General features: G+C 33.9%; 26 protein-coding genes and 1 pseudogene. 3 read left to right on the top strand and 24 right to left on the bottom strand.

The genetic code is table 11. From position 1 onward, the window contains the following. Nucleotides 1-908: 908 nt before the first annotated feature. From UMU13_RS02985 to UMU13_RS02910, 16 genes are all read right to left on the bottom strand, one after another. Complete coding sequence (locus UMU13_RS02985) at nucleotides 909-1,904, bottom strand: NAD-dependent epimerase/dehydratase family protein (protein WP_328217084.1); 996 nt, start codon at nucleotides 1,902-1,904, stop codon at nucleotides 909-911. 111 nt (nucleotides 1,905-2,015) lie between these two features. Further along, nucleotides 2,016-3,110, bottom strand: coding sequence for a glycosyltransferase family 4 protein (locus UMU13_RS02980; protein ID WP_328217083.1), 1,095 nt, complete (start codon nucleotides 3,108-3,110; stop codon nucleotides 2,016-2,018). Beyond that, the gene (locus UMU13_RS02975) at nucleotides 3,098-4,195 is read right to left on the bottom strand and encodes a DegT/DnrJ/EryC1/StrS family aminotransferase (RefSeq protein WP_328217082.1); all 1,098 of its coding nucleotides are present in this window, start codon (nucleotides 4,193-4,195) and stop codon (nucleotides 3,098-3,100) included. Before UMU13_RS02975 ends, UMU13_RS02980 begins: the two co-directional genes overlap by 13 nt. Nucleotides 4,196-4,199: 4 nt before the next feature. Beyond that, entirely contained in the window at nucleotides 4,200-4,670 is a 471-nt protein-coding gene (locus UMU13_RS02970) for an acyltransferase (RefSeq protein WP_328217081.1), read from the bottom strand. Further along, nucleotides 4,667-5,695, bottom strand: coding sequence for a Gfo/Idh/MocA family protein (locus UMU13_RS02965; RefSeq protein WP_328217080.1), 1,029 nt, complete (start codon nucleotides 5,693-5,695; stop codon nucleotides 4,667-4,669). The genes UMU13_RS02970 and UMU13_RS02965 overlap by 4 nt, the downstream gene beginning before the upstream one ends. A 98-nt stretch (nucleotides 5,696-5,793) precedes the next feature. Then, nucleotides 5,794-7,026 carry an O-antigen ligase family protein gene (locus tag UMU13_RS02960; RefSeq protein ID WP_328217079.1) on the bottom strand — a complete coding sequence of 411 codons (1,233 nt, stop codon included), beginning with the start codon at nucleotides 7,024-7,026 and terminating at the stop codon, nucleotides 5,794-5,796. A gap of 198 nt (nucleotides 7,027-7,224) precedes the next feature. Continuing rightward, complete coding sequence (locus tag UMU13_RS02955; RefSeq protein WP_328217078.1) at nucleotides 7,225-8,361, bottom strand: glycosyltransferase family 4 protein; 1,137 nt, start codon at nucleotides 8,359-8,361, stop codon at nucleotides 7,225-7,227. After that, the gene (locus UMU13_RS02950) at nucleotides 8,351-9,511 is read right to left on the bottom strand and encodes a glycosyltransferase (RefSeq protein ID WP_328217077.1); all 1,161 of its coding nucleotides are present in this window, start codon (nucleotides 9,509-9,511) and stop codon (nucleotides 8,351-8,353) included. Before UMU13_RS02950 ends, UMU13_RS02955 begins: the two co-directional genes overlap by 11 nt. A 61-nt stretch (nucleotides 9,512-9,572) precedes the next feature. Continuing rightward, nucleotides 9,573-10,211 carry a sulfotransferase family 2 domain-containing protein gene (locus UMU13_RS02945; RefSeq protein ID WP_328217076.1) on the bottom strand — a complete coding sequence of 213 codons (639 nt, stop codon included), beginning with the start codon at nucleotides 10,209-10,211 and terminating at the stop codon, nucleotides 9,573-9,575. A gap of 21 nt (nucleotides 10,212-10,232) precedes the next feature. Continuing rightward, nucleotides 10,233-11,516 (bottom strand): flippase, encoded by a 1,284-nt coding sequence (locus UMU13_RS02940; protein ID WP_328217075.1) that lies wholly within the window; start codon nucleotides 11,514-11,516, stop codon nucleotides 10,233-10,235. Nucleotides 11,517-11,592: 76 nt separating this feature from the next. Then, entirely contained in the window at nucleotides 11,593-13,140 is a 1,548-nt protein-coding gene (locus tag UMU13_RS02935) for a nucleotide sugar dehydrogenase (RefSeq protein ID WP_328217074.1), read from the bottom strand. A 137-nt stretch (nucleotides 13,141-13,277) separates the two neighbouring features. Then, a complete protein-coding gene (locus UMU13_RS02930) occupies nucleotides 13,278-13,625 on the bottom strand; it encodes a four helix bundle protein (RefSeq protein ID WP_328217073.1) in 348 nt (115 codons plus the stop codon). Nucleotides 13,626-13,722: 97 nt separating this feature from the next. After that, nucleotides 13,723-13,845 carry a four helix bundle protein gene (locus tag UMU13_RS02925; protein ID WP_328217072.1) on the bottom strand — a complete coding sequence of 41 codons (123 nt, stop codon included), beginning with the start codon at nucleotides 13,843-13,845 and terminating at the stop codon, nucleotides 13,723-13,725. 98 nt (nucleotides 13,846-13,943) lie between these two features. Beyond that, entirely contained in the window at nucleotides 13,944-15,101 is a 1,158-nt protein-coding gene (locus tag UMU13_RS02920; RefSeq protein ID WP_328217071.1) for an NAD-dependent epimerase, read from the bottom strand. After that, on the bottom strand, nucleotides 15,098-15,523 hold the full coding sequence (locus UMU13_RS02915) for a four helix bundle protein (protein ID WP_328217070.1): 426 nt from the start codon (nucleotides 15,521-15,523) through the stop codon (nucleotides 15,098-15,100). The genes UMU13_RS02920 and UMU13_RS02915 overlap by 4 nt, the downstream gene beginning before the upstream one ends. A gap of 173 nt (nucleotides 15,524-15,696) precedes the next feature. Then, nucleotides 15,697-16,047: a four helix bundle protein gene (locus UMU13_RS02910; protein WP_328217069.1), complete on the bottom strand. Its 351-nt coding sequence runs from the start codon at nucleotides 16,045-16,047 to the stop codon at nucleotides 15,697-15,699. Nucleotides 16,048-16,490: 443 nt separating this feature from the next. On the opposite strand from UMU13_RS02910, the gene UMU13_RS02905 reads away from it, so the two are divergent. The 3 genes from UMU13_RS02905 to UMU13_RS02895 all read left to right on the top strand — a co-directional run bounded on the left by UMU13_RS02905 (nucleotide 16,491) and on the right by UMU13_RS02895 (nucleotide 18,941). Further along, a complete protein-coding gene (locus UMU13_RS02905; RefSeq protein ID WP_328217068.1) occupies nucleotides 16,491-16,712 on the top strand; it encodes a hypothetical protein in 222 nt (73 codons plus the stop codon). A gap of 709 nt (nucleotides 16,713-17,421) precedes the next feature. Then, nucleotides 17,422-18,018, top strand: coding sequence for a type IV toxin-antitoxin system AbiEi family antitoxin domain-containing protein (locus UMU13_RS02900; protein WP_328217067.1), 597 nt, complete (start codon nucleotides 17,422-17,424; stop codon nucleotides 18,016-18,018). Beyond that, on the top strand, nucleotides 18,015-18,941 hold the full coding sequence (locus UMU13_RS02895; RefSeq protein WP_328217066.1) for a nucleotidyl transferase AbiEii/AbiGii toxin family protein: 927 nt from the start codon (nucleotides 18,015-18,017) through the stop codon (nucleotides 18,939-18,941). The genes UMU13_RS02900 and UMU13_RS02895 overlap by 4 nt, the downstream gene beginning before the upstream one ends. Before the next feature lie 367 nt (nucleotides 18,942-19,308). Here the strand turns inward: UMU13_RS02895 and UMU13_RS11785 are convergent. From UMU13_RS11785 to UMU13_RS02860, 8 genes and pseudogenes are all read right to left on the bottom strand, one after another. Continuing rightward, nucleotides 19,309-19,629: pseudogene (locus UMU13_RS11785) on the bottom strand (type II toxin-antitoxin system VapC family toxin); the annotation flags it as partial. A 55-nt stretch (nucleotides 19,630-19,684) separates the two neighbouring features. Then, nucleotides 19,685-19,915, bottom strand: a complete 231-nt coding sequence (locus tag UMU13_RS02890; RefSeq protein ID WP_328217065.1) for a hypothetical protein — start codon at nucleotides 19,913-19,915, stop codon at nucleotides 19,685-19,687. A gap of 433 nt (nucleotides 19,916-20,348) precedes the next feature. Then, a complete protein-coding gene (locus UMU13_RS02885) occupies nucleotides 20,349-20,714 on the bottom strand; it encodes a four helix bundle protein (RefSeq protein WP_442902126.1) in 366 nt (121 codons plus the stop codon). A 74-nt stretch (nucleotides 20,715-20,788) separates the two neighbouring features. Continuing rightward, nucleotides 20,789-21,028 carry a hypothetical protein gene (locus tag UMU13_RS02880; RefSeq protein ID WP_328217062.1) on the bottom strand — a complete coding sequence of 80 codons (240 nt, stop codon included), beginning with the start codon at nucleotides 21,026-21,028 and terminating at the stop codon, nucleotides 20,789-20,791. A gap of 69 nt (nucleotides 21,029-21,097) precedes the next feature. Continuing rightward, entirely contained in the window at nucleotides 21,098-22,252 is a 1,155-nt protein-coding gene (locus UMU13_RS02875) for a Fic family protein (protein ID WP_328217061.1), read from the bottom strand. A 186-nt stretch (nucleotides 22,253-22,438) separates the two neighbouring features. Next, complete coding sequence (locus tag UMU13_RS02870) at nucleotides 22,439-22,864, bottom strand: four helix bundle protein (protein WP_328217060.1); 426 nt, start codon at nucleotides 22,862-22,864, stop codon at nucleotides 22,439-22,441. A gap of 219 nt (nucleotides 22,865-23,083) precedes the next feature. Then, nucleotides 23,084-23,350 (bottom strand): type II toxin-antitoxin system RelE family toxin, encoded by a 267-nt coding sequence (locus UMU13_RS02865; RefSeq protein ID WP_328217059.1) that lies wholly within the window; start codon nucleotides 23,348-23,350, stop codon nucleotides 23,084-23,086. Then, nucleotides 23,347-23,586, bottom strand: coding sequence for a hypothetical protein (locus UMU13_RS02860; RefSeq protein WP_328217058.1), 240 nt, complete (start codon nucleotides 23,584-23,586; stop codon nucleotides 23,347-23,349). Before UMU13_RS02860 ends, UMU13_RS02865 begins: the two co-directional genes overlap by 4 nt. Between the last annotated feature and the right edge of the window lie 239 nt (nucleotides 23,587-23,825).

The following is a 23,825-nucleotide window of genomic DNA, read 5'->3' as shown; positions in this document are numbered from 1 at the left end:
TTATACATTTTAAGGGATTTTGTGAGAAAATGGCTCTCTTTACCGGAACGCTGGCTCTATTTTGCCGGACTGGTGGCTCTCAATCTCCGGACAGGTGGCTCAATTTGACCCGGAATACTCAATGCTGATATTGTCTATGATATTTGCAAGAATGAGTTGGCGGATTTAAGGGGAAAAGTTATAGCAATAAAAAATAGAGATCGTTCATAATTTTGTCTCAACCTCTGTAGCATAATTTACTTTTCCCTCGTCCTTTAGCCCTTCCAACTGGCATTTCAACTATATCAACCTGCCTTCCCTCCCATAATTATCACCCACGACCTAAAACCTACTTTTCACGCTTTGATATCTTCAAAAGAATTAAACTAACCCATTAAATTCCTTTATAATATATAATTTACTTGTCACCTTCCCTTCGTAAATTATGCTGCACTGCCAATCTCACACTTCGTAAGTGTGAGATTGGTTGATCTTAGCCAATAGGTATAAAATATATTTAGTAACAATTAGTTATAATATGAAAACTTAGTATATTTGTCAAATATTATCCTCACACTTACGAAGTGTGAGGGAGGGTACTCAAATCATCCACATTAGCCTTATAAGCCAGCCCCATTATCGCAACCCTCGGCTGCTTTTCACTACCGTCTGTTGATCGAGCAAGCCTCCATTCGTTTACTACATTTCTTATTTTTTCTGTTACCCATTTTGTTTTATAAAGATTTCTGTCTCGGGCAGTTCTTATAAGAATACTTTCTTCCGGTGCCGAATCTAATTTTACTCACACTTACGAAGTGTGATTTATGGTAAATTATATATTATTATTTTATATAAGTCAGTTACAAGTTTAGCTACCTTGAGAATGTACACACACTTACGAAGTGTGAGGATGGCTGTAAAATAGATGTTTATTCAGTATAAAAAAGTTCGTCGTTTGAAGTGTTGTCTTCGAGGAATTCATATTGGATAGTACGTTCGAGACCTTCATGCAGGGCAATAGGAGGTGTAAAGTCTGTTTTTTTACTGATGGAAGTATCAAACTGAGTAGTAGCACAGAATTTTTTTATACGAATACTGCTTACCGGAAAATTTTTACCCGTGATTCGGGCAATCAGATCAAAACCATATCCAGCTGCCAGACCAAGCACATAAGGCAAACGTATTTTTGTGCCACTGCTTTTTCCAAGCTTTGAATTTACAGTTCCTACCAGAGTATTCATATCAAAATCAGGCTTGTCTATATAATTAAAAATGTGAACTCCGGGTCTAAAAGCATCTATAGAATATTCCAGAAATGCTGCAACATTTTCCACATAAGCCATCGACTTTAAATTTTTACCATTTCCTATCATCACAAACTTTCCTGAAACAATTTGTTTAAGCAAATTATATACGTTGCCACGATTTTGCTCACCGAAAACCACAGTCGGTCTTACAATTACCAATGTTCTTTTTTCAGGATCTTTTGCCTGCCAATCTTTGTATATTTTTTCTGCTGCCCACTTTGTCCTGCCATAATCATTAAAATAATTTATTTCACCGGATTCATCCGTTCCCGGAGGAGCAAAACCGTATATAGCAACAGAACTTGTAAAAATAATCTTGTTAATCCCTTTTTCCTCCGCCACATCACATACATTTTTAGCGCCATCAACGTTGACTTCATCATACAAAGATTTCGGTCTCACATCATCCCTGTGTTCGGCCGCCAAATTGATAATTGCATCTCTATTCTCCAGCACATCCTCAAGAGCTTTTTTATCCCTCACATCAGCTACCCGACATACATCACCAAAACGTTTGCTCACTGCTTTATCAACTATCGCAAACTCTTTCTCAGCTTCTTGCAGTCTTTTGCACAGCCTTGTGCCAATAAACCCCGAACCACCAATAACTTTAATCATATATTCCTTTCTCCATTACTTGTAGCTAAAAAGTTAATATTACTTATCTTTTTAAAAATTTTGTACTAAAATAGTGTTAAAAATTAAATTTTTTCAACTTACTCATAGAAATCAGATTAATTTGTCTAAAATTTCAAAGTGAGATTTTCTAGTAAAAGATAATCTGTTTTTTTCTATATTTGAAACAAGAGTTGCATAGTTTTCTTTGATAAATAATATAGAATCAATTATCTCCTCAATATTGTTATTATTCTGAATTCCAAATTGGTTTTCATATACAATATTCCCAGCTTCAGAAATTGGCGTTACTACTACAGGTAATCCTACTCCAATATATTCAAATATTTTGACAGGGAATGACTCTTTACTTATTTTATCATCAGTTCTAAACGAAAGCCCTAAATGGGCTTTTGAGATTAAATTAGGTATTTCTTTATACTGAACATTTTCAATGTATTTAAAATTTTTACATCTAAGATTTTTGATTAAATAATCTTTGGGACCATGCCCAATGACAAGAAATTTTAAATTTTTATGATTTTCGTCACAATATTTAATTACCTCACTTAATAATTCAATATTTTGAAACTTTCCCATGGTTCCATGAAACACAAATGTGAAGTCATCATACTTTTCGGCATTCGGTCTAAATAGTTCTTCATCATATCCATTTCTAACAATCTTTACATTACTATTATATGGTTCTATAGATTTTTTAAGTCCTTCAGTAACAGTAACGACATAGTTAGAATTGCTATACATAAACCTTTCGACTTTCATTAAAAGTTTTCCAACTAATGAATCACTTCTCATAATTCCATGTTGAAAAAAAACTTCAGGATAAATATCTCTAATATCGAGAATAATTTTTTCAGGTCTTTTGATTTTGACTGCAAAAAATGCAAAAATAGCTATGAAAAATGGTGGTGAAGTTATGATATAAACTTCCCTGGTTTTTGAACATATTATCCTTATAAATAATTCAAAACTAAATATGAATTCTTTTATTAACCTAATAATATTTTTATCTTTATTAGAAGGCAATTTACTATAACAACTAATGGTGTTATATTTTTCATTTTTTAAGGCAGTAAATATAGTTACATCATGTTTTTTAATAAGTTCATCTATAAAAGAAGAAGCTCTTATAGAAGCTGCATTACTTGTTGGTTTAAAATATGGTGTAATATATGCTATTGTCGCCATTTAATCAATACTCCAACTATTTTATTTAATTCCGTTTCTGTTAAATGTTCCCCTATTGGCAAACTCAACAATTCAGCATCACTTTTATTAGCAAAAAAATCTTCACTAGCTTGCCCCGTATATTCATAAGCCTTAAGTCTTGGAAGTGCTATAGGATAGTGGATACCTGACTGAATACCATTATCTTTGAGAAACTGCCTAAGCTCATCTCTTTTGTTGGTTCTTATTACAAATAAATGATAAACCTGTTTTGCCCAATTTTCTCTTTTTGGCAGTACGATATTTTCCACTTCTTTCAGATGTTCCAGATAATAGTCAGCTACTTTTATTCTAGCTTCTGTCCATTTATCTAAATGCTTTAGCTTAACAGACAGAATCGCTGCTTGCAATCCGTCTAACCTTGAGTTTCTTCCTTCAAACTCATGGTTATATTTTTCTATCCTTCCATGGTTTGCAATCATTTTACATTTTTTTGCTAATTCGCCATTGTTTGTTACAATAGCACCAGCATCCCCATAAGCACCTAAGTTTTTGCCCGGATAGAAACTAAATGTTCCAACATCCCCAAAACTTCCGACTTTTTTACCTTTATATTCTGCTCCGTGAGCCTGGGCACAATCTTCTATTACTTTTAGATTATGCTCTTTTGCAACTCTTAATATTTCATCCATATCGCAAGGATGACCGTAAAGATGCACAGCTAGCACAGCCTTTGTATTTGGTGTGATTTTTGATTTAAGACTTTTTATAGAAATAGTATAGTTATCCTTATTACAATCACAAAAAACTACTTTATGACCACATCGTGTTACTGCTTCGGATGAAGCTATAAAGCTATTAGCAGGTACTACTATTTCACTATATTGTGGTAAATCAAGTGCTTCTATGGCAATTTCAAGAGCATCTGTACCATTTCCTACACCTATGCAATATTCTGCTTGATGATATCGGGCAAACTCTTCTTCAAACTGCTTTACATATTTACCACCTACAAAAGCCGTTTCACTTAAAACATTTTGTATAGCTTCATCTATTTCATCTTTTATGCTTTCGTATTGGCTTTTTAAATCTAAAAACTTTACCATTTTATTATATACTTCTTATTTTTTTTGCTGGATTTCCAGCATAGATTCCCGGTTCATTTATGTCTTTTGTTACAACGCTGCCGGCACCGATAACCACATTATCACAAATAACGACAGGAAGAATAGTTGCGTTTGAGCCGATAGACACATTTTTTCCAACTTTCGTTTTTTTCCATAAATTCTTGTTACCTTCTGCAGGTTTGCCGATTGAATATGTATCATTTATAAACATTACACCATGAGCTATCACTGAATCATCATCTATTTCAACCAGCTCACATATAAAAGAATGAGATTGCACCTTACAGTTATTACCTATACTTGCATTCTTTTGTATTTCAGTAAAGGGACCTATAAAGGCATTATTGCCGATACTGCATCCATAAAGATTACAAGGTTTCACAATTTTTACATTACTACCGAATTTAACATCTTTTATCGAGCTTTCTAAAATTACCGAAGGTTTGCTGCTCATGATTTAACCCCATTCAAGATTGCTGAATTATAAATTTCATTAATTATTTGAACAGTTTTTAAGCCCTCAAGACCAGTAACTGCATTTGCTCCTTTATTATTCAAAACATCCACAACATTTTTTATAGTCTTGTCATGATTAGACATAGATCCTTGGTAAAATCCATAATTATTGGCTGGTTTGGATTCTTTCAGGTCTTTAATTTCATAACCTTCAATATTTTGGTACTCAACAACGTTTAAGTATTGTCCACCGATTTTAATTGTTCCCTTTTCGCCAAATACAGTTAGAGAACCTTCCATGTTTTTATTATAGGAATTAACTGTATAATTGATAGTACCCAATGCCCCATTATCAAACTTTAAGGCAACTACACCCGTATCTTCAAATTCAATTATATCTTTGTGTGCAAAATTGCCCATATAAGCATTTATATCCACAATATCTCCAAAAAGCCAATAAAGCAAATCAATAAAATGACTAAACTGAGTAAATAATGTTCCACCATCTAGCAGTTTATTTCCCTTCCATGTTGAGTTTTTGTAATAATCCATATTTCTATTCCAAAAGCAGTTCAATTGGATACTATATATTTCACCCAATAAATTGTTATAAATAATTCGCTTTAATTCTTCTACCGGTGGATTAAATCTGTTTTGTTTAACAACGAACAATCTTTTATTAGCATCCTCTGCCTCTTTGATCATTTTCTCACAATCTTTTACTGTTAAAGCCATGGGCTTTTCACACAAAACATGCTTGCCAGCTTTAAATGCTTTTATACTGTGCTCTGCATGCAAACCGTTCGGAGTGCATACGGAAACAACGTCAATCTTATTGTTTTCTTCAGACAACATTTCATCAATATCTTCATAATAAGGTACACCGTATTTTGTCCCTAATGCTCTGGCAGAATCATAATCGATATCACATACAGCCTCCAAATTTGCTATCTGTGATATATACTCTGCATGACGGTTTCCAATCCTGCCGCAACCTATTATGCCGAAATTTATTTTTGCCATTTTGCCTCCTTAAACAACAATATTTTTATATACACCTGCACTAAAATTAAAATTTGTTCATTAGTTAAATATTATCTAAAAAAGTTTTGTTTAAATTATTAAGTTTTTTTACTTGTTATCGCTTGCGAATAAACAAGCCCTATAAAAATTAGTAATATTGGAAACGTTTGTAAGTCATGGTAAACTGCAGCAGGTATCATATACAAAGCATAGGATATCAGCATACTTTGCAAACACACTATTAAACCTATCGTACTTGAACTTTGCCAAATCTTATTTAAGCGTTTTTTTATTACATAGAGATCCCGATAAAAATTTAAGAACCATAGTAAGAAAACTGTTAATCCAACAATTCCATATCTTCTTAGAAGTAACAACCATTCATTATCAACTATAGTTGTCATACCCTTTTTAGCTGGCCCCCAACCAAACAACACAGAATTCTGCCATATAGCAAGAGTATCCTGCCACATAATTAATCTAGCCTTCCAACTACTGGCAGTAGATAGAGACACCAATTCACTAACTCTAAAGAAAAACTTTTGCGGAACGAAATTAAGCAAAAAGCTAATGATAATACTAATAAAAATAATTACAATCAATAGTTTACCTAAATGACGTATAAAATTTTTATTTTTTAATGGATACTTCATTAACAAAATAATAAAATATGAGACTATCAAAATAATAATAGCTGATCTAGAAAGAGTCAAAAAAACAGCTAAACAGAAAACGGATATGCTAAACCAACAAAAGAGACGTGATATACTATTTTCTGCAAATAAAGCTAAAGCCAAAGATAGGGATGCTGCAAAAACCATTAAAGCTCCAAACTCATTAGGGTTACCTGTGGTTCCTGTAATTCTTCCATGCAATAAAAGACCTTGCATCTGAGTTGGTGCATAATAAGGCGATATATACGCATTCATATTAAACAAATTGAAAAATTGTGCAAAACCTATAAATGCAGACATTAAAAAAATGATAATTGCGAGTTCGCAATAAAGTTGAAAATCCCTGTGAGATATTGTTAAATTTGCTACAAAAGAAAAGATCAGAAAATACTTTAACAACTTAATAAGCTCAAATGTATCCCTAAGGATTAAGGGATATCCTTTTATCAAAGATGCGTACAAAATCGAAAGACAGATTACTAATCCAAAAATGCCAAACCATTTTATAATATGTATATGCTGGAACACTATTACACGCTCAGAAGAAATATGATCCCCTAAATATATGCCCCAAGCCAAGATAATAATAATTAAGTCAAACCTAATATCTGGGATCCCTGAAATCCGAAGAGGCGGGAGAAGAATTGTTGCAACCATCAAAAGAACTATGATTCTATGCGTTTTTAGACCCTGGAAATAATTCTGTGTTAGTATCATATTTATATACTCAAAACTGCCATACATTCTATCTGAAAACTATTCATAGCAGCCCTCCCGTTTTTTGGATTGAGTCTGTAAACATTTGTCAATTTTGCAAATCTACATTTTTGAACTTTCTATCTTTACCAAAAAGCCCTACCATAATTTACACTTTTTGTTGATAGTATCTTCATAAACTTTCAACAGTTTTTTCTCTTCAATACTCCAGTTGTATTTTTCTTCAACCGCTTTTCTCCCGTTTTTTCCCATCTGCTCAGCCTCATCTGGATGGGAGATAATATATTCTATGGCTTTTGCTATCTCTTTTGGCTCAAGTGGATTTACACATATACCACAATTATTTTTTTGAATTATTTTTCTGTATATTTCGAAATCTGATGTTATGACAGGCAAGCCAATTGCCATGTATTCAAAAACTTTAGTAGAATATGAATCTGTGTAATTTTTTATCGGTTTCAAAATACTCAATCCCGCCTTGGCATTTATTGAATAATTTAGCCCTTCATATAATTGTAAGCGCCCGTAAAAATTAATATTATCCTGAACATCTTTTATCTCCAGGTTTTCTAACAAAATTTTATCATATGGACCAATACAATGAAGTAAAATAGCCGGAAATTTTTCTTTTAAAATTTTTACAGCCTCAATAATGACATCAATCCCTCTGTTTTTGCTAATGCCACCTATATAAAAAAGCTCAGCTTTTTCTCTTTTAAAATTTACGAATTTTCCCAAAGGCTCAATTTGAGGCATGTTTAAAATGATTTCTATATTGTCTGACAACTTTCCATAATCTTTATCATAAGAATTTTCTGCTAGTACAATATAGTCAAATTTATTTAAAGTTTTTTTCTCGTAATATCTGTATAATTTGGAAACTATATTTCTCATTGCCTTCGGCATATAATCCTTATCAATCGTTTGTTTGGCAATATTTTCATGTACATCAAAAATGACTCTTTTCCCTCTTTTTTTAAGTTTTAATCCCACTGGAATAAGTTCCGGATCGTGCAAATGATAAATATCGCTGTCAAGTTCCAGTGCTTTCTTATAAACATTTTTGGTCGTTCTGAATATACGATTTAACCTGCCTGGCAAATAGCCTACATCATGTATTTTGACACCGTTTTTTACTTCATCACCTTTACCGTCAGCAACCACCAAATTGACATGGTAATCTTCTATTTTTGCCAAAGAACTGCATTCTTTTAAAAATATTCTGGTGTCATATCTCGGATGCACCGATGTGAGATGAGTTATATTAATTTGCATTGCATATTTCCCTGTAAATATTTATTAGCTTATCAGATACAGCTTTTTCAGAAAAGTTTTCTACAGCATATTTTCTTAAATAAGTGCTATCATAATTTGAATTGAATACCTTTTGCATAGCTTTCGATAATTCACCAATATTACCATTTTCAACTAAAATACCTAACTTTTCATCAGTTATAATAGATTCAGGTCCTCCACATTTTGTTGCAATTACAGGCAAACCGCAGCTCATGGACTCTATCAATACAACTCCGAAAGTTTCATATTTGCTAGAAAGTACAAAAGCATCAGATTGCTGTAGCTCCCTCTTAACAGTGCCTCTATCAGCATAACCATGTAGAATTATTTGACTCTGCGTACCATTGTTCGATATTTCATTCTGCAAATTAAAATATTCCGGACCATTCCCAAAAATTGAAAGTAAAACATTTTTATTACCTTTAAAAGCTTTTATGAAAGCATTAATTAGTGCTTTTTGATTCTTATTTTCATTTAAATTCGCTATATTAATAAATCGAAATCTTTGTTTATCATTATTTTTTTTTGCTGGAATAAAAAAGTCAGTATCCACCACATTGGGGACATATTCAAATTTTATATTAAAAGTCTCATGTAGCAATTTGCAAAACTTTTCACTTACCGCGATATTATAACAGGATTCTTTATATATTTTTTCAAATAATTTGATTTCTTTCTTTTTAACAGTTTTCCTGGCAAAAGCTGAAGAGTGCTCTGTTACTATAAAAGGAATATTGTAGGCTTTTTTAACCCAAACAGCAGCTTCTCCAGCTACTGAATTATGAACATGAATTAAATCAATTTTGTTATAATCTAAGTGCTTTTTTATCAATTTCTTGTTTAAATAGCATCTTAAGAAATTATTAAATCTTCTTAATTTTGGAATTGCGGGAAACAATAAAATCTTAACATTAACATTGTTTTTATTATGTTTAAAAATTCCGAACTTAAACAGTTTTTTTGACCAAACCTGTTTCAACGAAACAGGTAACGCACCAATCACATTTACATGCAAATCTTCATACTTCGCAAGCGCCTCTGCTTGATCCTGCACAAAAATAGACGAATGATCCCTATATATATTTGGATAAGCTGTAGGTAAAATTACAACTTTCAATTTATTTTTCAATCATGCTCCTTATTCTCTCAAACTTAGAACTGTTTTATAATTTTACCTGAAGCGATTCAAGTTAAAATGTGTAACCTAAAATATCTATATCATTAGAATACCATTTTCTAATCATCTCAATTGTTTCATCATTATAAAACTCTTTATAATTTTTATCGTCACTTTTGTTAATTTTTTGAAGCTTTTGATTTTTAAAAACTTGAATTCTTTTTATTTCCTCGTTCAAGTTTTCAAACCTAATAATTTCGTCCACCATTATTTGTTTTTTTAAATCGCATATATAATAAGTTTGAGGCATAAAAAGTAAAATATTCCTACAGTATAAGTCAGGCAAACCATTTATAACAAAGTCAGTAAAATCTTCAAATTTTTCCAAATAATCTTTAATAAATAAATCGTATTCGTCACCATTGCCACCATTTTTAAAATATTTATAGACAGATACAAATCTATCCCATGGGTTTCTAACAATTGCAAATTTGAAATAATGGTTAAAAGCCCAAGGACATGAATTTTTATACTGGAACCATGGAGAATGATCTCTTCCTCTTTTTTCCCCTGCCATAAGTTTCAAAATACTTGTGCCTCCAGTTCTTGGTATGTGTATAAAAATTAATTTATTCTTATGCATATATTTTCTGTAAGGAAAAGGGAAAAAACCTTTTCTGTAAGATCTTAAAAAAGTCATAATTCCGTTCAAAGTATCAACTCCTAAATAAAGTTAAATCACACTTGTTTTTAATTTCGTCCTTTTCTTAACAAAATATAGTAATACAATATTCCAAATCAAAAAACTTCCTGCTGTTGCCACAGCTGCACCATTTAGCCCATATTTGGGAACAAGAAGAATGTTTAATGCGACACTTGATATAGCAGCAATAACCTGTCCCTTTACTGTATCATTTTGATAACCTGTCATGTTTAAGACGATCCCCACAGAACCAGCTCCTATATTTATTAACTGCCCCAAAGATAATATAACCAATGGTAAATAAGCCGGCAAGTATTCATGACCATAAAATAAGCTTATCAAAAAATTTCCTAAAACCCAATATCCAATACTTATCATTAATCCTATTGTGAAAATAAATCTAACAGTTTTTGTCAGTATCCTTTGCAACTGATCTTTTTTCCCCCCATAATATAATTCACTGATTAAAGGCGCAATAGTCATATTTACAGCCATAAGCAGGAAAGAAATTATTGTTGAAGCTGTGACTGCAATTCTATAGAAACCTACTTCTTCAACAGGTCTAAATACTCCCACAATTACAACACTAAGTTTTGTATTTATTATAGCAATCCCACCCAGCAAAAAAAACGGCATGGATTCTCTAATCCATTTTTTAGAATCATATGCAGAAACTGTTATTTTAGATTTTTCTGGCACTGCCTTCAATAGCCACCATAAGCCAACAATAAAAACTATACTTAATGAAAAAAGATTTACAATGATACCTATTTTTGCTGAAATCGGATATTTCATTCCCCAATATAAAAGGCTAATAACAATGACGGTAAAAGAGGGTCTTATCAGAGTTTCGGGCAGCTGGCTTTGTATTACACGCTTCAAACCTCTTAAAGAACCCATTCTCACTTGATTAATGCTATTAAGAAAAATTATGGGAAGTGCAAGTAAGAATATATTCATTTTTACTGGATCATCTATAAATACAAATATACCTATTGCAGCAATTAAAATTAACAACAATGCTGTAAAAAAAACAAACTTGCCTGACCAGGCAATTATTCCTTTCAGATAAGAAAAGTTATTTTGATAATGATACTTAGCTACCTCTCTTGTTAGTAGATTGGCTAATCCCATTGAAATAGGTATACTTACAAACATCATCGTTTCAAGAGCAAAGGAGTAAAGACCGTAGTTTTCCGGTCCCATTGCTCTGGCAATAACAATACTGCTCAACAACCCTATAAAAATACCAATAATTTTCATAAGAAAAATACCAGAGGCACCACGGATCACGTATTCTTTAACGCTTTGCATTATATACCCTTAAACAGATTTTACCAAACTAAATTACCTGCTCTTAACAATTTAGATTTTGAAAAATCTTTTTCTATCACAATTTTCCATCACTATCTTCAAATATCGATTTTATATCATAAATTACCATATTGTTACGTGAAAATGAGTGTGAATGTGAAAGTGTTGAGTTCAACTGTTTAAATTCATCATGAGCTACGGCGAGAACGACGGAGTCGTAATTGGTTATTGGTGTATTGGTATATTGGTTGGGTGGGGTATTCGTTGAGTCGTTTAGTGGTTGAGCAGTTGAGTGGTCAGTCATCCCGAATTTATTTCGGGATCTATGTGGAACATCGGATTCTGAAACAAGTTCAGAATGACTGACAAGGTTGATGTTGTATTCAGATTTGACTTCATCGGGGTCTGCGTGGGGATCTGTGACATCAACATTACAGCCGAAATCCTCCAGCTCTCTTACCACGTCAATTACTCTTGAATTACGAATATCCGGACAGTTCTCCTTAAATGTAATCCCCAGCACTAATACATTGGCACCTTTAACCTTCATGCCTTTCTGAATCATCAATTTTACCACATTATTGGCAACATACATTCCCATATTATCGTTAATACGCCTGCCTGCCAAAATCATTTCCGGGTGATGGCCTATATGTTGAGCTTTATATGCCAGATAATACGGGTCTACACCTATACAGTGTCCACCGACTAATCCGGGCTTAAAAGGGAGAAAATTCCACTTCGTTCCGGCGGCTTCCAGGACATCCTTCGTATTTATACCAAGCTTATTGAAAATCATCGCAAGTTCATTTACAAAGGCGATGTTTATATCCCGCTGTGTATTCTCAATCACTTTAGCAGCTTCAGCAACTTTTATACTGGCTGCTTTATGTGTGCCTGCAGTTATAATACTTGCATAAAGTTCGTCTATAAAATCTGTAATTTCAGGGGTGCTTCCTGAAACAACTTTTTTAATGTCTTTAACAGTGTGCTTTTTATCTCCGGGGTTGATGCGCTCGGGGGAATAGCCGACAAAGAAACCGTGATGGGTAATGCGTGATGCGTAATTTTTAGTACCGTGACCCGTGATTCGTGGTTCGTGATTGGTGTCTGTGGTGATGTATTTGAGACCGGAGGCTTTTTCGAGTATGGGTACACAGTCTTCTTCGGTACAGCCGGGATAGACTGTAGATTCGTATATTACAATATCATTCGGTTTTAATACCTTGCCGACAGTTTCCGATGCCTTTATTAAAGGAGTTAAATCGGGGATTTTAAATTTATCAATTGGGGTAGGAACGGTTACGATGAAGATATTTGCTGATGCAATATCTTCAGAGTGAGACGTAAGATGTAAGAAGTTAGGCTGTGTGAGTTTTGAGTTTTGAGTTTTGAGTGATGAGTTAAATTTTGGGAGGACGGATTTTAGCTGGTCTGAAGTAAGCTCGTGAGTGGAATCTACAGCGTTATTAAGCTCTTCGATTCTTTTTTGGCTGATGTCAAAACCCACTACTTCATATTTTTCGGCAAAAGCATGAGCTAATGGAAGACCGACGTAGCCGAGACCGATAATTGCTACTTTGTGATTCGTAATTTGTGATTCGTGATTCGTTGTTTGTTTCATTTATTTTTTCCTTTTTTGTGATTTATTAATCCATATATTGCTAAGGTAGAGGTAAAGGTACAGGTATAGCTCATTTTGTATTCCTTATATAATAGTTTACAGGGCCGAGGAGCAAGGGGTAAGTTTTACTCTTGGTTTTAAGTTGTTTTAACAAATTTCATTAGCCCGTAAATCATTTTTGATAATTCCTTTGTTTCCTGTACCCATTTATAACCAACTTCTTTTTCAATATATCCTGCTTCAATGCCTATATAAATATGAGTACGCAGCTCACCACAGGAACCCTTTGCGTAAGTTAAAAATCTCGCTCTATCTTTTGCCGTGTCACGTTCATAGCCCTCAGAGATGTTTGATGGAATAGACAGTCCCGCACGAGTAATTTGATCACGAAAACCATAATCTTTCAATGACCTAAAATATGTGTACAAATCTGCACTAAGTCTTGAAGCTCTTTTCCAGACCTCCAACTCTTCAAAATTTGCCATAATTCAATCCTTGCTCCCCATGTTAAATATCAGCTCCGCAACGTCCGACGCCGGGCGGGCTGATTGCCTACGGCATTTAACGGGGTAAACCTTAGCCCTAAATTTCAAAAGTAAAACCGTAATCTTCCTTTTTTGGCAAATTATCAGTAATATGAAAGATCTTTTCAGCAATATCCATAGCTTCCTGCCAAATCGGCATTTCTTTAAAACTTTTATACATAACTAAACCTAAACCTCTAACTTAACCTTTACCTATAAATCATTCCAAGCGTCTAAATCCATATGATTTTTCAAATCATCTTCTCCAGTCACTAATTACTAATCACTGACTTCGAAAAAGTCAAGGTACCAATCCACGAACTTATTAATTCCTTCCTGCACAGGTGTTGACGGTTTATAGCCAAGATCTTCAACGAGGTCATTTACATCTGCATAAGTAGCCGGGACATCTCCGGGCTGGATGGGCATCATATTTTTTTTTATTTTGAGATCCAGTTTGTTTTCTATTGCCTCTATGAAGTCCATGAGTTGTACAGGATTATTGTTTCCAATATTATAAACTCGATATGGAGCGGTTGAAATTTGAGGGGGCAAGTTTTTAAGTTTTGAGTGTTGAGTGTTAGGTGATGAGTGTTGAGTGTTGGGTGATGAGTTTTGAGTGTCGAGTGTTGAATTTTGAGTGCTAAATTTTAAATTAGAAATTGGTTTAGCGGGATTATCGATCACTCTTACAACACCTTCAACAATATCATCAATATACGTAAAATCCCTCAGCATATCGCCTTTATTAAAAACATCGATCGGTTTATTTTCCAGAGCAGCCTTAGTAAAAAGAAATAATGCCATATCAGGCCTTCCCCATGGTCCGTAAACAGTAAAAAAACGAAGCCCTGTCGTTTGAATACCGTAAAGATGACTGTAGGTATGAGCCATTAACTCATTTGATTTTTTGCTGGCTGCATACAAACTTATTGGATGATCAACATTATGTTTTGTACTAAAAGGTAAATCTTCATTAAGACCATAAACCGAACTACTGCTGGCATAAGACAAATTTTTGACATTATTATGTCTGCATGCTTCAAGGATATTTATAAAACCAACAATATTGCTCTGAATATATGCATCCGGATTCGTCAGCGAATACCTAACTCCTGCCTGAGCTGCAAGGTTGCATACAGCATCAAAGCGTTCAGAAGAAAATAAATTCATCAGTTTTTCTTTGTCTTCAAGATTTAGTTTGATGAAGTTATAATTGGTATATTGGTTACTGGTTATTAGTTGATTGTAAGCAATATCTTTTCCTGCTTCCAGTGTATCGATTATTCCAGCTCTTTGAAGTCTCCCGTATTTTACCCTCTGGTCGTAATAATCATTAATATTATCCAAACCAACGACTTCATCACCTCTTTGAATCAAATAATTGGCAAGATGAGACCCAATAAATCCTGCAGTACCTGTTACAAGAATTTTCATTTATGCTCCTTGCTGTGGGTGTTAGTGTTAGTGCTAGTGTTGGTGTTGGTGTTGGTGATTTTTCGTGATAGAGACTTGATTAACCCTCTAAGCATTTTGCTAATAGTATCGAGAGCAATTATGAATTCATCGTATTTTTCCTCTTCTATATATCCAAGGTCTTTTGCAAGTAAAATATGATATTTTAGCTCTCCAACTGAGCCGTTAGATACTCCTATAAATTGTCTGAATTCTTTTGTGTTAATCCTATAACTGCCTTCTAATAAATTTGCACAAATAGAGCTGCTTGCTCTTCTTATTTGCGATACGAGTCCGAATTTTTCAGAAGAAGGAAAATCTTCTGAAATTTTATATAACTCAAGAGTAAGTTTATGTGATCTCTGAAAAACATCCAAATCTTCAACACTTTTCACTTCAATCATATTTAGCTTTCCTCCAGCACCAGCACATAAATGTCACTCCACCGTCACACTTTTCGCCAGATTCCTCGGTTGATCAATCTTAAAACAGTTGAAGTAGTTGATGGAGTTGAGTAGTGGAGGAGTTGATGAGTGGAGGAGTTGAGGAGTGGAGGAGTCGTGGAGTGGAGTGGTTGTTATTTTTCATTCTTTTTATCCCGCAAATATTTGATATATCCATTGAGTTTTTTTAGAATATTATAAATGCTTATTTCTAAATCAACAAACATTTTATCATCAATATAGCCATTTTCCAAACATACAGTTAAATGATCTAAGCATTCAAATAACGATCCTCGGGCTTGTCTGCAAAACTGGATATTTTCCTGGAAGTGGTACCTGCCATGTCTCTCAGCTAAGTTGGCAGTTATTGAGCGTGATGCTCTGATTAATTGGTCAGCTAATCTATACTTTTCATCTGTTGGTAAATTGTCGCACAATAATTTTATTTCTCGTCGGAAATCTTTTGCTAATTTCCAGACATCCAAATTTCTGAAGTCATGTTTTAAGCATAATTGCATATTTATTTAGCATATAACATTAAGCAAAAGAGATCTCTCCACTCCACTCCGTTTCGGTCGCCCCCGTTAAATATCAGCTTCGCTGATTGCCTGCGGCATTTAACCAGGCAAGAGATGACAGGACTTTATGTCATTCCTCGCCCTGTTAAATGTTGCAACGCAACCCGGCAAGCCGGATTTAACTGGGCGAGTGGAACAAAGTGGAACCGAGGAATCTCTATTCTTATATAACAAATATATCTGCGTTTCTGCTTATACTATCATTACTACTCATCAGTTTTTCCAATATTCCACTTTTCCACAATTCCAATTTTCTATTCTTCCAATATACCAATACACTAATTTTGGACGGGCTACCGCAGTTGCCGTATCATGATTTTTGATCGGGGAAAAATTTAGAAGCTATTTTATTGTACAAAAGGTTATTTATAATAAAATGTTTAAAATGTCAAGGACTTAGTGCTAAAAATCAGGTTGAGGGAGAGGTTAAGGTAGAGGGAGAAACAGTTGAGGAGGTTGATGAAGTTGAGGGGGTTGAACGGTCGAGGTTGAGACAGTTGAAACCGTTGAGATGGTTGATAAAGTTGAGAAGGTTTAGGGAGTTTAGCATGTTTGTTAATCGTTGTTATTAATAGTAATTCTTGGTTATTGATAGATATTCGTTTGTATACTTAATTATCGGAGTAACACCTGTCAGTTAAGCAGTCTCTCATCAAACAATTCAATTTTTTTGATTCTTTCAAAATGATTTTTATTTAATGTTAAAAGTGGAATAGAAAGAAAAATCGAACATGATGCTATGAAAAGATCTCTAAATTCTATAACTTTATTCTCCTTTTTTAACTTTTTATACCAAGTTGCATTTGTTTGAGTAAGGTAAATATGTATTTTATTTTTCAAAGGATTTGAACCACGAATCTCACTAATCTTCACGAATAAACTTAAACGCATAAGTTATTATCATATAAACCAAGGGAGCTTTTTGACAAACATCATTTTTATATACCCCATCCTAACCTCCCCCTAATTTAGGGGGAGATTGAGAGGGGGTATTTTTTAATATATCAAAAATATCTGCGTATCTGCTTAGAGCTTTGAACCATTCAAAAAGCATGGAAATAATAAATTCAACGTTGGATTATCTCTTCACCAATACACAAATCAACCAATATACTTATACACCATTATTTGGACTTATTACTTTCTTGACTGCAGCTTGGTATTAATCACAATAGTGACTAAACCGAACGCAAGTTTCGAGTCTCTTTTTTAAAAGAAAATGCTTGCAATTCCTATACAGTTGTTTATATTTGTGGAGGAATTGTTGATAAGGGTGCAGTCATGAACAAAACAGATCAAATACTGAAACTCACTAAAGAAAAGGGTATTGTTCGGCCTAAAGATGTCGAAGAGCTCGGCATTAACAGGCATATTCTGTATAGTCTTTATAAAAAAGGACTGCTTATCAAAATTGATCGTGGAATGTATATGCTCCCCGATGCGCCAATTACTGAATATCAGAATCTTATTAAAGTTGCAAAAAAGATTCCCGCTGCCGTTGTTTGCCTAATTTCAGCTCTCAGCTTTCATGAGATTACGACACAAATACCTAATGAACTTTGGATCGCGGTACCAAGAGATACATGGCGTCCGAAAATTGATTATCCCCCACTGCATTACACGGTCATGAATAAAAAAGCATATAGTTTCGGTATTCAGGAAGTAAATATTAACGGTGTATTGGTAAAAATTTATACCCCTGCAAAAACAGTTGCAGATTGCTTTAAATTCCGGAACAAGGTTGGGCTTGATGTTGCCATTGAAGCTCTCCGCGAAGTTATGAGAACCCGAAAGGCCACTATGGATGAACTTGTTGGAGCTGCTAAAGTTAACAGAGTACTTAAAATTATGCGTCCGTACATGGAAGCGATTGTATGAAAAAGGCAAATAATAAGAATATAGCTCATTCGATTCTTCAGCGTTTGTTGAATCGGGCAAAAGCCAACGAAGAAGATTTTAATTTTCTCCTTTCTCGTTATGGAATGGAAAGATTCCTTTATAGGCTAAGCATATCATCGTATAATGAACGATTCCTCTTAAAAGGTGCAAGCCTGTTTCTGGTTTGGATGGGGCAAAACCATCGTGTAACTCGGGACGCTGATCTTCTTTGTTTTGGTTCTTCCAACTTACAAAGCCTTGCAGAGATATTTCGCAATATATGCAGTATAGGCTGTGGTGTTGACGGAATGGTTTACGATGCTGATACATTAAAGGTTGAGGAGATTCGTGAAGGTCACGAATATGATGGTGTGCGCATAACTCTCGTAGGGTTTTTGAATAAAGCCAAAATTCCTTTGCAAATTGATATAGGTTTCGGGGATACTATAACACCTGCTCCGGAAAATATTGAATATCCGACTCTACTTGACTCTCCATCACCTAAATTAAGAGCTTATCCACGATATACGTTGGTTGCTGAAAAGTTAGAAGCTATGGTTTACTTTGGTTTGGCAAACAGCAGAATGAAGGATTTCTACGATATCTGGCTACTATCGACACGTTTTCCCTTTAAAGGGGACATCCTTAGCACAGCCATAAAAAATACCTTTAACCGACGCGAAACACCTCTTCCAAGTGACGTCCCCTTTGCTTTTACTTCTGATTTTCATAAAGACCGGCAAAAAAAGATACAATGGAACACCTTTATCAGAAAATCGAATCCGAATGTCTGTATTGATGATTTATCGCTGATTATTGGTGAAATTTCCAGATTCCTGCAGCCAGTAATCGGCAGTATTCAATCAGAATCAAATTTTGAAAAAGAGTGGCAGCCAAAGTATGGATGGATCCAAAAACAATAAAGAGCTGTAATAATACTTGATCGGTTAGTACCGATTTTAGACTTTTGAATAATGTGTTTTTATAAATTTTACCACCCCTTAATCCCCTCCTAAATCTTTGATAGGATGGGAGATAAAGCTCCTCCCTAAATTAGGGGAGGTTGTGGGTAGGGTACCTATTCAAAGCTCTTGATTTTGTTAGAAAATGGCCCTCTTTACCGGAACACTGGTTCTATCTTAATGGACTGGTGGCTCTCAATCACCTGACAGGTGGCTCAATTTGACCCGGAATACTCACTATATTCATTGTTATTCATAGTATATTCCTTGTTGTTTATGGTTATTGATAGTTATTCGTTTGTATACTTAATTATCGGAGTAACACCTGTCAGTTAAGCAGTCTCTCATCAAACATTTCAATTTTTTTAATTCGTTCAAAATGATTTTTATTTAATGTTAAAAGTGGAATAGAAAGAAAAATCGAACATGATGCTATGAAAAGATCTCTAAATTCTATAACTTTATTCTCCTTTTTTAACTCTTTATACAACCTGGAAGCCAACAATCCCTGGCTCTTGTCGAAATCAATAATTTTTATATTATTAAAAAGAAAATCATCGAACTCTTCATCTTTTGAACCCAGCTTATATTCAAAAAAAGTAATAACGGATACTACTAAATCAAAATCTCTTTCAAAAAGCTTATATAAAAAAGTGTTTTCTTTGTCTTTTTCCTAAAATAGTTTATCAGAATAGATGTATCAATTAAGACAGCTCTATTTCCCAATTTTCATAACCTTTTTCAATGCTTTTTTCCCACTCTGTTATTTCCTCTTCTTCGTAAGTAGGTCCGTTTGCAAGTGTTTCAAGAATGCTTTTTTTTGAATTACTTTCAAACAAAGGCAGGACCAATATTTCAACATCTTTGTTAATATACTCTTTCGGTATATATAGCTTATATTCCTCTGAATCAGGTCTTATAATTTTTCTTAACACTATATGCTCCTCTTTAGCAATATATAGTCACTATGTCGCTATAAGACTACTTCTTTTTATATTATAAATACTTGAACAATATTTTGCAACTTTTAAAACCGGGTAAGGCCGTGATGTGTAATGCGTGAGGCGTAAAGCGTGAAACGGGGAAGGTGAGACGGTTGAAACCGTTGATGTGGTTGATGAAGTTGAGAAGGTTGAGAGAGTTTATTCTGGATTCCTTATCCAATAGTTCAAAGGGCCGAGGCCTGAGAAGGCAGAGGCAAAGGTTGAGGTAGAGGGAAAGGCGTGAGGCGTGAGACGGGGAAGGTGAGACGGTTGAAAAAGTTGAGGGGGTTGAGATAGTTGAGACGGTTGAAACCGTTGATGTGGTTGAAGAAGTTGAGGCGGTTGAGGGAGAAACAGTTGAAGAGGTTGAGATAGTTGATAAAATTTAGCATGTTTGTGACCTTCTCAATGAGTTTATCATATAAGCAATTTTACTGGCATCAGATCTTAAATCCTGTAAATCATTTTTAGATATATAACCTATATCTCTCGCTATTTCAAGCTGACAAAGAACTTCCATTAGTGAGCTGTAGGCAATTTGTGAAAAATGTGCCTGATCTTTTTTGGATTTCCTTGATGAACCCTCGGCTAAATTAGATGCAACAGAAACTGCAGCTCTTCTGAGCTGAGAAACCAGACCAAACTTTTCTTCATTTGGAAAATTTTCGGTGTTTTTATAAATTTTTGTTGCAAAAGCTTTGGACAGCTTCCATACCTCTAATTTTTCAAAAGGAAAAACATAATCTGCCACATCAACCCTCTCAACTATTTCAACATTTATCAACCTTTGGCTTTCTTTTCTAATTCTTCAAAGTTTGCCATAACTTAACCCTTGCTCCCCATGTTAAATATCAGCTCCGCTGATTGCCTGCGGCATCTAACAGGGTAAACATTGAATGTTAAACTATTTATTTTAAATTTTGTTTCACTGGTAATCTTTCCATTCTCATCAAATTCAAGCTGGTCGTCAAACGGGCGGTTCAGCAATTGTGTCGTACTGTATTGTTTGTCATCATAAGTATGTGCTAGTGTTGGTGTTGGTGTTTGTGAGCTATATTTTGACATTATTTGTTCTCCAGTGATTTTAAAGTTATTCGTGGTTATTTGTTGCTATTAGTGGTTATTATTATACAATTAACTATCTCTCCTTTCTAAAAAATCAGAAACAAATCCTTCTTTTTCTAAAGATTTTATTACGCCCCTGAGCAAATAGTTATTTGTAAAATTTATTGTGTAAATTCTGCCACCTTCCTTGATTGGTTTTATAAACTTTCTTTCTTTGAGTTTTTCCATAAACCGTGATTTTTTAACACTTCCATCAATCCCAATTTTTGATAAATCCTGAGATTTTATAGACATCTCGGGAGAATCGATCATTAAGTGCAAAACCTTTTTTTCTTCGGAAGTTAACAGTTTTCTTTCCAACGCATATTTAATTGAGGGCAATAATATTTTTCCTACTACAAATTCTCTTTTTAATAAAATATCAATTTTTTCTATTTCATTTTTCAAGCCTTTTAAGAAATATTCACACCATGTCAGCAAATCTTCATCCAATAAACTATCAGCACACGAAAGCATTTCATAATATCTATCTCTATCGCTATAAAATACTGATGAAGGATTAAGTATTCTCTTATCTCTAACCTTAAAACCAAACTTGATTAGCAAGGCATAATTTAATAACCTTCCGACTCTTCCATTTGCATTATCATAAGGATGGATATATGCAAATCTATGGTGTGCTATTGCAATCATTAAAAGTTGATATTGTTCTTTCCTATCCTTATTTATAAACCTTATAAATTCTTCAAAACAATCATTTAATATTGAAACATCAGGTGGTCTGTGCTTTGATTTTTGGATTATCACATTATGTTTTCTAAGTTCTCCGGGATATTTGGAACCTTCCCCCTTGGGCGGTGGAGTTAAATCTTTTGTAATAATTTTATGAATCTGGGATATAAACATCCTGTCAATAGAATAATGCTCAATATGTTGCTCAATAAAATCAATAGCCTCTTCAATATTTAGAATCTCTTTTTCTTCTTCTTCAAATCTATTTTCAATAATTTTTTCAATATACTCTGACAGTGTAGTATTGTTACCTTCTATCCTCGCCGAACCTAAAGTTTCCAATTTATGGAATATTTCCTTTAATTGCAAAAAAATATATTCAGGAATCTCACCTTCGATCCTTTTTATTTTTAGCTTTTCTAAGTCAATAATGAAGTTTGCTAAATCACTTTCCCATTTTGGTTCAGGTATTCTAATTTTAATGCTATTCATTACTTTACACCAACCTCAAATGCTACTTATCATATCGTTTGAATAACCTATTGCTATTATTTGTTAAACTATCATACTATTTGTGACATTACTTCACAACAATGCACTTTATTACTTATCATCAGTTTTTTCAAGAAGTTTTTTAGATGCTTTGTCTTTTAACAACTTCGGTTCACATTTCACGTCTCACTTTTTGGTGTTGGTGTTGGTGTTAGTGTTGGTGTTGGTGTTACTGTTGGTGTTGGTGATTTTTCGTGATAGAGACTTGATTAACCCTCTAAGCATTTTGCTAATAGTATCGAGAGCAATTATGAATTCATCGTATTTTTCCTCCTCTATATATCCAAGGTCTTTTGCAAGTAAAATATGATATTTTAGCTCTCCAACTGAGCCGTTAGATACTCCTATAAATTGTCTGAATTCTTTTGTGTTAATCCTATAACTGCCTTCTAATAAATTTGCACAAATAGAGCTGCTTGCTCTTCTTATTTGCGATACGAGTCCGAATTTTTCAGAAGAAGGAAAATCTTCTGTAATTTTATATAACTCAAGAGTAAGTTTATGTGATCTCTGAAAAACATCCAAATCATCAACACTTTTTATCTCATCCATACTTCTTCCTCTCCTCCAGCATTAGCACTAACACTCACACCAACACTGACACTGCAATTTTCACGTCTCACGTTCCCCGTCTTACGCCTTACGTTTCACGCCTTTCCCCTTGAACCTCGGCCCTGTTAACTGTGAAAACATGCTAAACTTTCTCAACCCCATCAACCTGCTTTCGCTCTCACTTTCACATCCACTTAGTTTTCTCATATTTTTTATAAATCACGGAAAATATTTATAAACTTCTTTTCTGTGAAGGCATCTTATAAATTCAAAGATAGAATTATTATAGTAAATCCCTATTCTATACTCGTTCAATCTTATCCTATAGTAATGATTAGATCCGGATAATTTCTTTACATTTTTAAGATCTGAGAAATTTTCAGCGTTTTCAATATCATCAATTAAGTCTTTAATTTGATTTCGTATATTTTTATTTTTAATCTTTTTCAAATCTCTCAAGAAACTGGAGCGAAATTCTATTTTCACTTCTCATGCTCCAAAACCTTTAGCACTTCGCTTCTATCTACTTTTTTACTATTTGCACCTTCTTTAATTGCTTCAGATAATGCAATATCTTCAATTGCTTCAGAAAATATATCCTGAAAAAGGTCTTTATTTTCCGAAATAACTTCTAATAAAGATTCCTTGAATAACTTTTTCATTTTTTCATTTTCAATTTCTGTAATATTCATAAAAGCACCTGCATTAGTAATATATTTCATTCTTATAACTTAAAATACTAAAATATCATGATAAAACAATCCCAAATTACTTAAATACCTCCTCAACATCAACCATCTCAACCCCGGTGAAATGGATTTCATATTTCACTGGGCAAGCTATTTCAACATTTATCAACCTTTGGCTTTCTTTTCTAATTCTTCAAAGTTTGCCATAACTTAACCCTTGCTCCCCATGTTAAATATCAGCTCCGCCACGTCCGAAGCCGGGCGGGCTGATT

The sequence above is a fragment of the Flexistipes sp. genome (assembly GCF_036172515.1).
Taxonomy (GTDB): Bacteria; Chrysiogenota; Deferribacteres; order Deferribacterales; family Flexistipitaceae; genus Flexistipes.
The sequence above is the reverse complement of the archived record's forward strand: the minus strand, read 5'-3'. Positions and strand labels throughout refer to the sequence as shown.